A 12,605-nucleotide genomic window follows, 5' to 3' on the forward strand; every position below is an offset into this window, starting at 1 on the left:
GACGGAGCGAGCCATGACGACCAGAACCTTTACCAGCCGAGAGTTTAATCAGTTCGTGAGTGACGCCAAGCGCGCGGCCAATGAGGGTCCGGTACTCATTACGGATCGGGGCGTGCCTGCCTATGCGCTTCTGAATATCAACGACTTTTACAAGATGCAAGGCAAGCAGCTTTCACTGGCCGATGCCTTGGCACAGGTCGGCCCCGAGGCCGATTTTGATTTCGAAGCGCCGCGCGTTGACGTGGATTTCAAACCAGCGGATCTGTCCTGATGTATTTACTCGATACGTGTGTAGTCTCGGCGTTGCGAAGACCCGACAAGGCCGATCCTAGTGTGCTGACGTGGGCAAAATCGGTTTCTGTAGTGCAGCAGTACATATCGGCGGTCACTATCCTGGAGTTGGAGCAAGGCGTCCTTGCTCAAGAACGCAAGGACGCGGCGCAAGGCCGGGTCATGCGGGAATGGCTCGACGGGATCGTGAGACCGCATTTCGCAGGCCGGATCGTTCCGTTCGATGAACAAGTCGCCTTGTGCTGCGCCTACTTGCATGTGCCAAATCCGAAGTCTTATCGCGACTCGATGATTGGCGCATCGGGTTTGGCTAGAGGGTTGACAGTGGTTACGCGGAACACCGCCGACTTTATTCACATGGTCGATTCAAGGGGCGTGCCGATCAAGCTGCATAACCCGTGGATTTAGCTGGAAGGAAATCGTCGGCCTGGCCGACCCAAGGACAAGCCGGCTTGGCCGGCGTCAAGGAGAAGAAAAAGTGGGTTATGGATCTAATCAGGGTGTTCGAGATGAAGAGGAATCACACCGTGAACGCCTCGCGGAGGAAATTGCAAACGGTGCGGCACGCCTTGTCGCGGCCGGTGATATGAGCCGTCCTGATGCAATCAGAGCTGTCACCGAATGGCATCGAGAGGAGACGGCTGCCAGCGGCGATGTGACCGGAACAAGGTCCATTGAAAATAAATTCCCATCGCCGAGCACTGCAGCGCCTGAGGCTCAGGTCGTCGCTATCGCTTCGGAGATGCTGGACGACGCTCGGGATGCGGCGGATACCCTCTGATCCGAGACCGACTAGGAAAACGGAGAAGCAACATGATTTTGAATATCGAAACAGCACCGCTGGATGACGCATGCAAGGCTATCCTTACCAAGCTGAAGCTAAATGGTTTCGATGAGGCAGGGGTGCCCTACGTGGTCGATGAATCGTTTATCTCGGAGGCCGAGCTTTCGTATCTGCTTCAACACGGCGGTATGAACATTGATACGGGAAACGCTAATTACTTCGGTGGCGTGCTCGGAAACTATGCCAAGCCGAAATTTGGGCCGGAAGTTGGGAAAATATCTTTCAAGCTCAAAATGAATCTTGCGTGAGCGTGGATCGGAAAACGGCGGCCGTACCCGCACAAAGGAAAAACGGACATGATCAAGAACCAACAGTCGATGACCGCCGTAATTGATCTGCTGGTCGCAGCGGGATTCGTGCCGGACGGTGAGACGCGGCAGGAGCAAGTCCGAATCCCGACGGCGAAAGCACCGGTGTTCGGGCACTCCGGCGGTGTGCTCGCGACCCTTGGAGGTCGGCGGCGATTCGTCAAGCCGGGCACAACGATCAAGGCGACGGTCGGGCAGCGCACGACCGCGCTGTATCGGATTGAGGGTGCGGGCCTCGAAGGTGTGCGCGGCATTGCCACTCTCGCCACGCGAGAGCTGAGCGCGATTCGCACGGCTGTCGAATCGCTGTAGACCAAGGAAAACGATCTTGACCAAGTCGACAAAACATCCGAGCCATTTCGAGCCTCTACGACTTATCGAGAGAAAGAAGGAGCTAATTTCGATCGATGACATCGATTCGATTCCGAAGGGCTTGCGCGGCATCTACGTTCTGTACCGTACCATCGAATCGCTGAAGCCCAAGACTCCGTATCGTCATGTCGTATACGTCGGTATGTCTGCGAGCGGCATCAAGGGGCGTCTGCGGGCACACCGTAAGCACAAGCGCGATCTCTGGGACATTTGCTCGATTTTTGTCGTCTGGCCGAACGTGAGAGAGGACGAGATTCGCGAGCTTGAGGGCATTCTTCGCCACATATATCGGTTCGATCCGAATGCCCAGCAGTTGAACACTCAGGGTCGATACATCAAGCTAACAAATTCGCCAAGCGTCGATCTTGATGATTCATACCGAAAACAGGCTGAATATCGAGAACAAGATTCGGCCGACGCCGCATAGGAAAACAGGAAAGGCCACTGAGGGTATGAGCAACCTCGTCTATCAAGTCACGCAGACCTCGGCCCGCGTCTGTGCGTCCCTTGACGCTGCATGGAGCGTTACGCTATCGACAGCGTCGGCCCTCGTGAGTTGGCTCGATCACTGGCAGACGCTGGTCGGTTCGTTCGTCGGTGGACTGATGGGCGTAGTCGGCGCGCTAATCGTTGCGGCGATGGCCGTGCGCCGGCAGCGGTGGGTGATGGCGTCGGCGTTGCTTCCGGACACACAACAACTCAGAGCTGCACATGATGCGCTCGAAAGAGCGGCGCAAACCATCGTACGCGGTCCATCAACGACGTCTCTCAGAGCGTTGGTGGCGGCGTAGCTTGGTAGGAGAAGCGGAACCTGGCTTCTAATCAGCGCAGTTCGACAGGCATGTTCCAGGGCAGCAGCGCGTCATAGTCTTCGACGCCCTCCGCCAACGGCAGACGCTGAAACAGCCAGGTGAGATAACGATAAGGATCGATGCCGTTGGCCTTGCAGGTCTCGACCAGCGAGTAGAGGTTTGCGCTTGCGTTCGCACCGTCGACAGTGTCGGAGAACAGCCATCCCGCGGCGTCCGACGCAGAATGGACGGATTGCATTTTCGCAAGGGTTGTTGCTGATCGGCCAGTCGCCGTTCTCGACATAGCGAATGAGTTTGGGCCACTGCTCGCGCAGGTAAGTCAGCCCCTTGCCGAGCAGGCTCTTCGGGACGACGCCGGCGGACTGCTCGAGCATCAGTTCATGGATCGCGTCGAGCACGCGCGCACTGTATCGTCGTCGCAATCGCTGTCGTCGTTCGGTCCCCCACGTCTCGCTGCGAGACTCTGCGGCGAACAGCTTGCCGATCAGCCTGATGAAGCGTGTCGCGAGCAGGTCGGGCGTACGCGCGGCCTTCGGCACGCCATCTTCGGCCTTGATGAAGTACCGTCTCACATGAACCCAGCATCCCAGATGCACGAGCTCGTGACGCCGAGCGATGTCATTGTAGGGCTCATAGCCGTCGGTCATCAGGACCGCGCCCTTGCGGATGCCGGTGAACAGTTTTTCGCCCAGTTTTGTGCCGCGACCTGGCGTATAGGTGAAGCAACGAACGGGCGCGCCCGAGCCGCTCATTTGCGCCCAGAGATAGCTCTTCGTCTGAGGGCGGCGGCCTTCTTCCTTCAGCACCTGGAGCGTCGTCTCGTCGCAGTAGATCACTTCAGCGTCGAGCAATGCGTCGCGCATCAGGTTGATGACGGGCTGCGCAGCGAGACCGACGCGGACCATGCTGGCGGCGATCGTGTTCGACGAGATATCGCCGCCGAAGCGACGCAGCAAGCCGGCCTGGCGATAGATCGGCATACCGAACTGGTACTTGCCGGCGGCGATCCACGCGAGCGCCGACTCGCTCAACAGTCCGCGCGGGATGATGCGCGGCGGCGCCGGCGTGACCTTGATGCCCAGATCGCAGCACGGACACACGTACTTGACGCGCTGATGCTGGATCACGCGAAGCTGCTCGGGGATCACCGTGAGTTGCTCGCTGATCTCCACACCAAACACGACGAGCGCGTGCCCGTCGTTTTCGCAGAAGCGTTCGGCTTCGGGCAATTCGTGCCGTACGATGTCACGCGGCAGGTTGGGATCGAGCGGCTTGCGATGGCCGCGCTTCTTGCGCGTGTGGGCAGCGACCGTCGTATCAGACGTGTCTTCCGTCGCGGGTGTTGCGGTCGCGCCCAGCGCTTCGGCCTCGTTGAACAGGCCAAGTTGATCGGAGTCTCGTGCTTCGCTCTTCGCGCCGAACAGCTCGCGCCGGTAGGAACGCAGCCGTTCTTCGGCAAGGTCACGTTCGGCCGTGACCAATCGTACCGCGCTGCGCAGCTCGTCGCGCTCCTGCCGAAGTGCGGCGTGCTCCTCACGCATCGCGAGCAGCGCAGTCAGTTCATCGGCAGAGATCGTGACGTTGATCGGCATGCCGGATTAGACCGGCATGCGGGTCTACCCGTTCAGCTCACACGAAGATATTCATGCGTCGGATGTTGCCGAATCGCCGTAATATCGTCACCATCGAGCAGCGCGTGCAGCAGGTCCGGCGTCATCGTCACGACGGCGGTCTTCCTGTCGGGCCAGATGAAGTGGCTCGTCTCGAGTCGTTTCATGAGCAGCCAGAAACCGCTACCGTCCCAGCCCAGGATCTTGATGCGGTCGCGACGCCGGTTGCCGAAGATGTAAAGCGACGAGTCCATCGGATTCAGGCGCATGGACTGTTCGACGAGGATCGACAGGCTGTTCATGCCGTACCGGAAATCGACCGGATCGCGGTGCAGATAAACCTTCAGGGTGTCGTCGAACCGGAACACGGCAGCCTCCCCAGGATCTGGACCAGCGTCGTCAGTTCGTCCAGCGTTGCGATAGCTCCGCCGAGCTCAAGCTCGACACCGTTGGCCAGCCTCACCTGCAACGCGAGGTTCATCGTCGGAGGTGATGGCGGGGGCGATATCGGAGGAGGTGTCGCAACGACAGGGACGAAGGCCGGTTGCGGCCGGTCGATCGCTCGTGACCGGACCGACGGCATGTCGATCGACACGCCGTCGACGGCCATCGGGCTACGCTCTTGCTGCCTCTGCTGGTACTTTGCAACCCACTTGCGCAGCTGGTTCGGATTGACGTCATGCTCGATTGCCATGCGGGCGATCGACACCCCCGGCTTCAGGCACTGCTCGACAAGTTCCTTCAATGCGCCTTCGTCGTACTCACGCCGGCCGTCGCGCTTCATGCCGATCACCAGGCGGCTCTTGAGGTCATTCGTCTCATTCATCTATGTCAGTGTGCAGGTGTCCACGTGGACACCTAGCTTCTGACCTTTACTTCGGCTTGGAAAGACGTCGTTAACGGATCGCATACAAACCATCGATCCACCGCTCGGGGGATGGGCTCAATCTCGGTGGCGTGCTGAGCGTCTCGGGCAACTGCGGCCAACCGTGTCTGCGCTTCATGACGGTGTGGCAGTGACGCAGCTATTCGACCTCGATGATCGGTTAAGTACACACTTGACGCTTTGTCGGATGCGGCATAGGGACTTGGACACGCTTCTGCAGCAATTTGCCGCCGCACAAAATGCCTCGCGCGCGCCGATGCACCCGACAGACGTTCCTGAGGCAATGAACGTCGTGCAGCGAAGCGCAGAGCGAGTGCAGCAAGCATGGAACCTGTGCGCTGAACACGCGACGCTCGCGGAATACTTTATGGACCGGTTAGTTTTCAATCGTTGGCCAAACATTTGGCACCGGCTGCGGATGCGCCTGTGGCCGAACGACCTCGACCTCCGTTCCGCGAACCTGCTGAAGAGCGGCCAACTGTCGAAGAATGGCGAGCAGCAGCAAGATGTCTAATCAATCGGAAAGCACACGCAAGTGAGGACGATGTGGCCAGCTACAAGGACATACAAACGTTCGTGAAGCAGCGGCATGGCATCGTTGCGCAGACGTGCTGGATCGCGCACGTCAAGGAATTGAACGGGCTCCCACTCCGAGGGGCGCGGACAGGGGAGCGAGTGAAGCCTTGCCCGCTTCGGTGGCGGCCGGCAATTGAGGAAGCCATGCGTCATTACGGCTGGCTTCGCTGACAACGGAAAACGCCGGCCACGTCGGCACAGGAAAAGACCGGCGCGGCCGGTATAGGGGAAATGCACATGATTGCTCGCCGCATGGCTGTAAGTGGACTGCTGATGCTCAGTTCATTTTCATGTTTTGCTGAACGGTAGTCCCCCCAAGAATTAACGGGTGTTCAAGGTAGAATTTTCTAGCAGCAGGATCGACAGGAAATTTTGCATGAAGACGTCCAGATTCACGGAAAGCCAGATCATCGGGATTTTGAAACAGGCCGAAGCCGGAACACCCGTGCCGGAGTTGTGCCGCGAGCACGGGATGAGCAGCGCGAGCTTCTACAAATGGCGCTCGAAATACGGCGGCATGGACGCGGCGCTGATGACCCGGATGAAGGAGCTTGAAGCGGAGAACGCGAGGCTCAAGAAGATGTACGCCGAAGAACGACTCAAGGCCGAAGTGGTGCGTGAGGCGCTCGAAAAAAAGTGGTGAGGCCATCTCGTCGGCGCGAGATGGCCATGCGTGCTGTCAAGGATCGGGCGATGAGCGTACGGGCGGCCTGTGAGGCGTTTGGCGTGAGCGAGACCTGCTACCGCTACCAGGCAAAGCGCTGCCCGGAAAACGGGGTGATCGCCGAGTGGCTTGTGAAACTCACGCATAACCAGCGCAACTGGGGCTTTGGCCTATGCTTCCTGTACCTGCGCAACGTGAAGGGCTTCGTCTGGAATCACAAACGCGTTTACCGCATCTATCGCGAACTGGAACTGAATCTGCGGATCAAGCCACGCAAACGACTGATGCGTGAGCAACCGGAACCACTGGCCGTGCCGCAGGCACTGAACGAGTGCTGGTCAATGGATTTCATGCACGATCAGCTTGCCGATGGGCGTAGCATCCGGCTGTTCAACGTGATTGACGACTTCAACCGGGAAGGCCTGTGCATCGAGGTGGACTTCTCGTTGCCGGCGCTACGTGTTATCCGGTCCCTGGATCAGGTGATCGAATGGCGCGGCAAGCCGCTGAAGATCCGCTGCGACAACGGACCGGAATATGTCAGCGATGCGCTCAGGGACTGGGCCGCTCGACGCGGCATCGTTCTGCAGTTTATCCAGCCCGGCAAGCCACAATAGAACGCGTACATCGAGCGTTACAACAGTAAGCGGTCTTTGAAGGACGCCATTGCACGGCGAGGCTGATTCCCCGAGGCTACGTGTCCATGTTCAATGAGCGTGGACAGGTGTGCATGAACGAGCAAGATGGAGGTTTGCAGAGCCGGTTGGTGGTCGATCTCAAGCGAGACGGACGGCGCAAGTACGACGAGGATGCGAAGCGCGAGTTGATACAGGCGTGTCTGAAGCCTGGGGTGTCTATCGCGCGGACGGCCATGGAACACGACATCAATCCGAACCTCGTTCGGACGTGGATTTCCAAGTATCAGCGCGAACAAGCCGCGGGCGAGATAGTCAGCTCCGCGACGGAGTCGTCACGAGAGGCTCGCGTCGAGTTGTCGACGGCTCCCGTGCCTGAGGAATCCGCCTTTATGCAGGTCGTCACCTCTGCAGCTGCCCCCACTCCGGCTATATCGGCTGCAGTGTTCTCGCTGAATGTGCACTTACCAAACGGCGTTTCCTTGGAGTTGAGCCAGGCGAACTTCGATGAGCTGACGATACTCGTCCAGATGCTCGGGAGGCTGCCGTGTTCCGGTTCGACGAAGGGCTGAAGGTCTACCTGCATCGCGATCCGGTCGACTTCCGCATGGGCATCAACGGGCTGTCGATCCTGGTCGAACAGGCGATGCGCCTGAACCCTATGACCTCGGCACTGTTCGTCTTCGGCAACCGCCGTCGTGATCGAGTCAAGATCCTCGGCTGGGGCGGCAACGGTTTCTGGTTGCTGCTCAAGCGACTCGAAGCCGACCGCTTCGTCTGGCCGAACGGAGGCGACACGATCACGCTCAGCGTTGAGCAGTTGCATTGGCTGCTCGACGGAATCGACCTGGCCGTGATCCAGAAGCATCCCCAGCGATATTACGCGCGGATGAGCTGAACACCACGCGGGTGACATGGTCTAATCGGCCATGCCGAACAACCCCGTCATGTTGAGCGCCGAGGAGTACAAGGCGCTGATTGCCGCGAGCGCCGAACGCGATGCGCTGCGCGGTGAGCTTCGGCTCGTGACGGCTCAGCGCGATCTGGCCGAAGAGAAGCTGCGGGCCTACAAGCACGAACTGTTCGGCGCATCGAGCGAAGCGCGCCATGCCGATCAGCTCGGCCTGTTCAACGAAGCCGAGGCACTTGCGACGGCTACCGACGCGCCCGCGCGCGAGGACGTGCCCGGCACATCGGTCGCCGCCCACACGCGAGGCAAGCGCGGGCGCAAACCCCTCGATCCGAACCTGCCGCGCGAGGTCGTGCGGCACGAGTTGCCCGAGTCCGAACGGTTCTGCGCGCATGATGGCCATGCTCTCGTCGAGATCGGCGTGGAAACGAGCGAACAGCTCGACGTGATTCCCGAGCAGGTGCGCGTCGTTCAGCACCAGCGGGTCAAGTACGCCTGCCCGTGCTGTGATCTCGGTATCAAGGTTACGCCGGCACCAGCGCGCATCATTGCGCGCGGGCTGCTCACGGAATCCGCGCTGGCGTGGATCATCACCGGCAAGTACCAGTACGGTATGCCACTGTATCGCCAGGCCACGCTGCTGCGTCGCTTCGGCGGCGACATCTCGTCGAACACGCTGGCCGCCAGCGTGGTGCGGGTGGGGCTCGCCACGCAGCCGGTGATCAACCTGATGCGCGACGCGCTGCTCGAATCGAACTTGATCTACGGCGACGAAACCACGTTCCAGGTGCTGAAGGAGCCGGGACGAAGACCGCAGGCGAAGAGCTACCTATGGGCGCAGGTCAACGGCTCAGGGCCGCCGGTACGGATGTTCTCGTACTCGCCGGGGCGCGGCGCCCAGCATGCGCAGAAGCTGTATGCCGGCGTACAGCCCGGCACTGCGCTGATGACGGATGGCTACGAGCTCTATAACGGCATCGCCCACGATCACCAACTCGTGCATCTCGGATGCTGGGCACACGTGCGCCGCGGCTTCATCAAGGCTGAGGAGTCGGTGCCGAAGACGGCACGCTCACCGGATCTGCTGGCCACACGCTTCGTCGTGCTGATCGGTAAGCTGTTCGCAGCCGAGGCGCGCAGTGCGAAGTGGGCGCCCGAACGCCGGCAGCGACTGCGCGCCCGATACAGCGCCCGCGTGCTCTCCATCATCGAGCGCATGCTGGTCGAGCATCTGCCGGACATCGTGCCGTCGAGTCTGCTCGGCAAGGCATTGCAGTACATGAGCGGACAGTGGCCCAAGCTGGTCCGCTACGTCGAGAACGGCAACTGGCCGATCTCGAACAACCTGTGCGAGAACGCGATCCGGCCGTTCGTCGTCGGCCGCAAGGGCTGGCTGTTCTCGGATACGGTTGCCGGTGCGCAGGCCAGCGCCAATCTCTACTCACTGGTCGAGACCTGCAAGGCGAATGGCGTCGACCCATACCGCTATCTAGTCTGGCTGTTCACCAGGTTGCCGCTCGCTGCAACCGCCGACGACTACGCCGATCTCATGCCTTGGAGAATGCCTGCTGCTCTCAACCGCTGAGGGGCGTCATTAAAAGACCGCATACTTACAACAAAACGGTTCGATACGACTGGCTCGCCCATTACCTCTTCGAGACCGTGGCCGACGTTCAGGAGTATGCGACGAAGTGGCTGTGGTCATACAATCACGAACGCCCGAACACGGCCATTGGCGGCGTACCGCCGAAACAGAAGTTGCTTATCGCGCCATAACCTCTACTTCTGACCGCCGTTAAAAACGGGGGGACTACCCGACAACCGGGCCAGCACGACCGCGCTTCCCGCGCTCCATCCGGCCGCCTCTGCGGCAGCAAGCTCAAGGGTCCATTCAAGCCACGGCGAATGTGGATCGTTCCGCAGGTCGGTCTTGAAGATGCTGGGCAGCCCCAGAAGTACCGGATTCGTAAGGGTATCGTGACAGGCTAAAAAGCCGCAGATCAGACGGGTTTGCGCCGTGCGGCCGCTGGCATCCAATTCAACGGGTTCGCCCGGCGCCGGACTCAGGTAAATCGGCGGATTCACCGCTGACTCTTGCACCGCTTCGCGCGAGCTGCCGATCAGATGCGCCTGGCCGCGCGGCAGGACAATGAATTCTCCTTCATTGGCCCGGATTGCAGCAGCCCGATCGTCGACGGGGCAAACCCAACAGCCTCCCTGGATCAAAATGTAATAGGGGGCGACGCATCGTGCGGGCCGCGGAAAAGTCGCGCACTGAGCCCGCTGCAGCGGCCAGGCAATCCGCCAGGGTGCACAGAAATCGCCGCACAGGTAGACAGCCGCTTCGAAGTGGGCACGGTGAAGGACGTCAGAAAGTGCATCCATGAAATCGCCTCATCAATACAGTATTGGCGATGTGCCAGACATCTGTCCAGCAACAGCAGGACGGCTCGACCCCCCCCCCGGCTCCGGCATTCCAGGCGGCACGTCATTACCCCACCGCAACGCGACCCGTTCATGCATGCGCGTCGAAGCGCTCGAGTCCGCGCTTCAGATCATCGATCAGGTCGTCCGGGTTCTCAAGTCCGATGTGCAAACGGATCAGATGACCTTCGTCCGTCCATGTGGTCGCGCTACGCATCTTGCGTGGATCGACCTGCATGGCCAGACTTTCAAAGCCGCCCCACGAATAGCCGATGGCGAAAAAGGACAGTTCGTTGAGCATGCTGCTAACCGAAGCCTGTGGCGCCGGTCTGGTCACAAACGAGAACAGCCCGCTTGCACCCGCAAAGTCCCGCACCCAAAGATCATGGTTGGCATGGGAAGGTAACGCGGGGTAAATGACACGCGACACTTCCTCACGGCTCTCAAGCCACCGGGCCACTTTCAGTGCGCTTTCCTGATGGCGGGCAAGCCGCACTGACATCGTGCGAAGTCCCCGCAGAGTCAGAGCGACGTCATCCGGGCTGACATAAAGTCCCATCTGAAGATGAAACGCCCGGAGTCTTTCCCACGCCAGTGGGGACGCTGCGACGGTGCCGACCAGTGCATCCGAGTGTCCGACGACATATTTTGTCGCCGCCATCACGGAAAGATCCACTCCCGCTGCAATCGGCTGGAAATACAAAGGCGTCGCCCACGTGTTATCCATGATGACGAGCGCGTCGTGGCGATGCGCCACGTCTGCGATCGCCCTCACATCCTGTATCTCGAAGGTGTGCGAGCCAGGCGATTCGGTGTAGATCGCAGCCGTATTGGGGCGAATCAACGACTCGATGTCTGCACCAATAAGCGGATCATAGTACGTGGTTTCGAGACCCATACGTGCGCCGACCGTGTCGCAGAATTGCCGGGCGGGTCCATAGACATTGTCGGGCATCAACAGATGGTCACCGGTGCCCACTGCGGTCAGAATCGCTGTCGTGCAGGCCGACAGGCCAGACGGACAGAGAACGGTGCCGGCGGCATCTTCCAGCGCGGTAATGGCCTGCGTCAGCGCTGAGGTAGTCGGGTTGCCCCAACGTCCGTATTGATACCGTTGTCCACCGCGAGACATTGTCTCGACGTCTGGAAACACCACGGTTGAACCGCGATAGATCGGCGGATTGACAAATCCGTGATGGGACGCGGGATCACTTCCAGCGTGGGCAATCGTGGTGTCCATTTGCATGGCAAGCCTGGTTTCACTCATTTGCATTCCGATAAGGATTGAGTAGGTTTGCCATGTACCGCGCAGTGAGCAGGCTGGTGTCTGTTCAGCACAATGGCGAGTCAGATGTTTCCAGGACGGCGGCTCGCAAAGAGGTTCAGACCTTGCGCTTAACCGGCGATCCAGGGACCTGGCGATCCCGTGTCGACATGTACGTGCTGCTGCCGGCAGGAAGGCAGCGCACGCGCGCGACGGCTGGCTTTAACTGCGTACCGCCATTACACCGGCGTCCACATCCCAGATGGCGCCGGTCACCCACGACGTCTTCTCGGAGAGCAGAAACACGATGGTATTTGCAACGTCTTCAGGTCTGCCGACGCGGCCGAGCGGATGGAACGACTCCAGCGCCTTCATGGCATCGGCAATGTCTTCTTTCGCCATGAAGCCTTCGTAGATGGAGGTCTGCACGATGGCCGGGGAGACTGCGTTGACGCGAATCCCGGAATCGGCCAGTTCGATGGCGAGATTTCGCGTGAAGGCGTGAAGGCCGGCTTTTGCCATCGAATACGCGGAGGCCGGCGAGCCGCCGAGCGCTGCCTGCGCTCCGATGGACCCGACGTTGACAATCGCACCATGGTGCCCGGTGGCCCGCATGTTCCTGACCACGTCCCGCGTAATGAAGAAGGTCGCGCGGTTGAGCGACAGGTACATGTCGTAATCGGACTCTTCATGGTCAATGAAGGATTTGGGCGCGAAAATCCCGGCCGAATTGACCATCAGCGAGATATCGCGATGATTCGCGTTGATCTCCTCGCGGATAGCGTTCATGCCCTGTTCAGTCATGAGGTCCGCCGCAATCACGGATACGGGGCCGAGCTGGCTCAGTTCCGCGCGCACCGCTTCGGCTTTTTCCTTTCTACTACCCGTTAATACGACGCTGCCACCGCTTTCTAGCACCTGTCTGGCTGTCTCCAGTCCGATACCGCTAGTGCCACCAACGACAAGAAGTTTCTTACCGGTAAATTCGTTCATTTGATGCTCCGAGATT

General features: G+C 59.9%; 16 protein-coding genes and 3 pseudogenes. 13 read left to right on the plus strand and 6 right to left on the minus strand.

Annotated features, from left to right (window positions below; genetic code table 11):
• The first annotated feature begins 13 nt into the window (after positions 1 to 13).
• The 7 genes from BM43_RS01225 (at position 14) to BM43_RS01245 (ending at position 2,606) form a co-directional block, all read left to right on the plus strand.
• Complete coding sequence (locus tag BM43_RS01225) at positions 14 to 271, plus strand: type II toxin-antitoxin system Phd/YefM family antitoxin (protein WP_036047886.1); 258 nt, start codon at positions 14 to 16, stop codon at positions 269 to 271.
• Positions 271 to 699, plus strand: a complete 429-nt coding sequence (locus BM43_RS01230; RefSeq protein WP_036047884.1) for a type II toxin-antitoxin system VapC family toxin — start codon at positions 271 to 273, stop codon at positions 697 to 699. The genes BM43_RS01225 and BM43_RS01230 overlap by 1 nt, the downstream gene beginning before the upstream one ends.
• A 70-nt stretch (positions 700 to 769) precedes the next feature.
• A complete protein-coding gene (locus BM43_RS40000; RefSeq protein ID WP_144417611.1) occupies positions 770 to 1,072 on the plus strand; it encodes a hypothetical protein in 303 nt (100 codons plus the stop codon).
• A gap of 32 nt (positions 1,073 to 1,104) precedes the next feature.
• Positions 1,105 to 1,383, plus strand: a complete 279-nt coding sequence (locus BM43_RS01235) for a hypothetical protein (RefSeq protein WP_036047882.1) — start codon at positions 1,105 to 1,107, stop codon at positions 1,381 to 1,383.
• Positions 1,384 to 1,431: 48 nt separating this feature from the next.
• Entirely contained in the window at positions 1,432 to 1,755 is a 324-nt protein-coding gene (locus tag BM43_RS01240; RefSeq protein WP_036047880.1) for a hypothetical protein, read from the plus strand.
• A gap of 16 nt (positions 1,756 to 1,771) precedes the next feature.
• Complete coding sequence (locus tag BM43_RS40005; protein WP_059443127.1) at positions 1,772 to 2,242, plus strand: GIY-YIG nuclease family protein; 471 nt, start codon at positions 1,772 to 1,774, stop codon at positions 2,240 to 2,242.
• 25 nt (positions 2,243 to 2,267) lie between these two features.
• Complete coding sequence (locus BM43_RS01245) at positions 2,268 to 2,606, plus strand: hypothetical protein (protein ID WP_036052819.1); 339 nt, start codon at positions 2,268 to 2,270, stop codon at positions 2,604 to 2,606.
• 31 nt (positions 2,607 to 2,637) lie between these two features.
• Here BM43_RS01245 and tnpC (BM43_RS01250) read toward each other — a convergent pair.
• From tnpC (BM43_RS01250) to BM43_RS01260, 3 genes and pseudogenes are all read right to left on the minus strand, one after another.
• Positions 2,638 to 4,219: pseudogene (gene tnpC / locus BM43_RS01250) on the minus strand (IS66 family transposase).
• A gap of 32 nt (positions 4,220 to 4,251) precedes the next feature.
• A complete protein-coding gene (gene tnpB / locus BM43_RS01255; RefSeq protein WP_036047875.1) occupies positions 4,252 to 4,605 on the minus strand; it encodes an IS66 family insertion sequence element accessory protein TnpB in 354 nt (117 codons plus the stop codon).
• The gene (locus BM43_RS01260) at positions 4,581 to 5,063 is read right to left on the minus strand and encodes a transposase (RefSeq protein ID WP_036047873.1); all 483 of its coding nucleotides are present in this window, start codon (positions 5,061 to 5,063) and stop codon (positions 4,581 to 4,583) included. The genes tnpB (BM43_RS01255) and BM43_RS01260 overlap by 25 nt, the downstream gene beginning before the upstream one ends.
• 262 nt (positions 5,064 to 5,325) lie before the next feature.
• On the opposite strand from BM43_RS01260, the gene BM43_RS40010 reads away from it, so the two are divergent.
• From BM43_RS40010 to BM43_RS38175, 6 genes and pseudogenes are all read left to right on the plus strand, one after another.
• Positions 5,326 to 5,637 (plus strand): hypothetical protein, encoded by a 312-nt coding sequence (locus tag BM43_RS40010; RefSeq protein ID WP_144417612.1) that lies wholly within the window; start codon positions 5,326 to 5,328, stop codon positions 5,635 to 5,637.
• Positions 5,638 to 6,075: 438 nt separating this feature from the next.
• A pseudogene (locus BM43_RS01270) lies at positions 6,076 to 6,977 on the plus strand (IS3 family transposase); the annotation flags it as partial.
• A gap of 116 nt (positions 6,978 to 7,093) precedes the next feature.
• Positions 7,094 to 7,570, plus strand: coding sequence for an IS66-like element accessory protein TnpA (gene tnpA / locus BM43_RS01275; protein WP_045577429.1), 477 nt, complete (start codon positions 7,094 to 7,096; stop codon positions 7,568 to 7,570).
• Positions 7,546 to 7,896, plus strand: coding sequence for an IS66 family insertion sequence element accessory protein TnpB (tnpB, locus tag BM43_RS01280; protein ID WP_036047872.1), 351 nt, complete (start codon positions 7,546 to 7,548; stop codon positions 7,894 to 7,896). Before tnpA ends, tnpB (BM43_RS01280) begins: the two co-directional genes overlap by 25 nt.
• Before the next feature lie 31 nt (positions 7,897 to 7,927).
• Positions 7,928 to 9,493 (plus strand): IS66 family transposase, encoded by a 1,566-nt coding sequence (tnpC, locus tag BM43_RS01285; RefSeq protein WP_036047871.1) that lies wholly within the window; start codon positions 7,928 to 7,930, stop codon positions 9,491 to 9,493.
• Between the two features lie 26 nt (positions 9,494 to 9,519).
• Positions 9,520 to 9,684, plus strand: a pseudogene (locus BM43_RS38175) (integrase core domain-containing protein); the annotation flags it as partial.
• A 3-nt stretch (positions 9,685 to 9,687) separates the two neighbouring features.
• Here the strand turns inward: BM43_RS38175 and BM43_RS38180 are convergent.
• From BM43_RS38180 to BM43_RS01295, 3 genes are all read right to left on the minus strand, one after another.
• Positions 9,688 to 10,293, minus strand: a complete 606-nt coding sequence (locus BM43_RS38180; protein ID WP_080742020.1) for a cupin domain-containing protein — start codon at positions 10,291 to 10,293, stop codon at positions 9,688 to 9,690.
• A 130-nt stretch (positions 10,294 to 10,423) separates the two neighbouring features.
• Positions 10,424 to 11,599 (minus strand): cystathionine beta-lyase, encoded by a 1,176-nt coding sequence (gene metC, locus BM43_RS01290; RefSeq protein WP_036047869.1) that lies wholly within the window; start codon positions 11,597 to 11,599, stop codon positions 10,424 to 10,426.
• Positions 11,600 to 11,818: 219 nt separating this feature from the next.
• A complete protein-coding gene (locus tag BM43_RS01295) occupies positions 11,819 to 12,589 on the minus strand; it encodes an SDR family NAD(P)-dependent oxidoreductase (protein ID WP_036047868.1) in 771 nt (256 codons plus the stop codon).
• Between the last annotated feature and the right edge of the window lie 16 nt (positions 12,590 to 12,605).

Source organism: Burkholderia gladioli, assembly GCF_000959725.1.
Lineage (GTDB): Bacteria > Pseudomonadota > Gammaproteobacteria > Burkholderiales > Burkholderiaceae > Burkholderia > Burkholderia gladioli.

Coding starts and splice junctions, on each gene's coding strand:
- BM43_RS01235 (WP_036047882.1), top strand. CDS start 1,105: ATGATTTTGAATATCGAAACAGCACCGCTGGATGACGCATGCAAGGCT.
- BM43_RS01230 (WP_036047884.1), top strand. CDS start 271: ATGTATTTACTCGATACGTGTGTAGTCTCGGCGTTGCGAAGACCCGAC.
- metC (WP_036047869.1), bottom strand. CDS start 11,599: ATGAGTGAAACCAGGCTTGCCATGCAAATGGACACCACGATTGCCCAC.
- BM43_RS01240 (WP_036047880.1), top strand. CDS start 1,432: ATGATCAAGAACCAACAGTCGATGACCGCCGTAATTGATCTGCTGGTC.
- BM43_RS01245 (WP_036052819.1), top strand. CDS start 2,268: ATGAGCAACCTCGTCTATCAAGTCACGCAGACCTCGGCCCGCGTCTGT.
- BM43_RS38180 (WP_080742020.1), bottom strand. CDS start 10,293: ATGGATGCACTTTCTGACGTCCTTCACCGTGCCCACTTCGAAGCGGCT.
- tnpA (WP_045577429.1), top strand. CDS start 7,094: ATGAACGAGCAAGATGGAGGTTTGCAGAGCCGGTTGGTGGTCGATCTC.
- BM43_RS01225 (WP_036047886.1), top strand. CDS start 14: ATGACGACCAGAACCTTTACCAGCCGAGAGTTTAATCAGTTCGTGAGT.
- tnpC (WP_036047871.1), top strand. CDS start 7,928: ATGCCGAACAACCCCGTCATGTTGAGCGCCGAGGAGTACAAGGCGCTG.
- BM43_RS01260 (WP_036047873.1), bottom strand. CDS start 5,063: ATGAATGAGACGAATGACCTCAAGAGCCGCCTGGTGATCGGCATGAAG.
- BM43_RS01295 (WP_036047868.1), bottom strand. CDS start 12,589: ATGAACGAATTTACCGGTAAGAAACTTCTTGTCGTTGGTGGCACTAGC.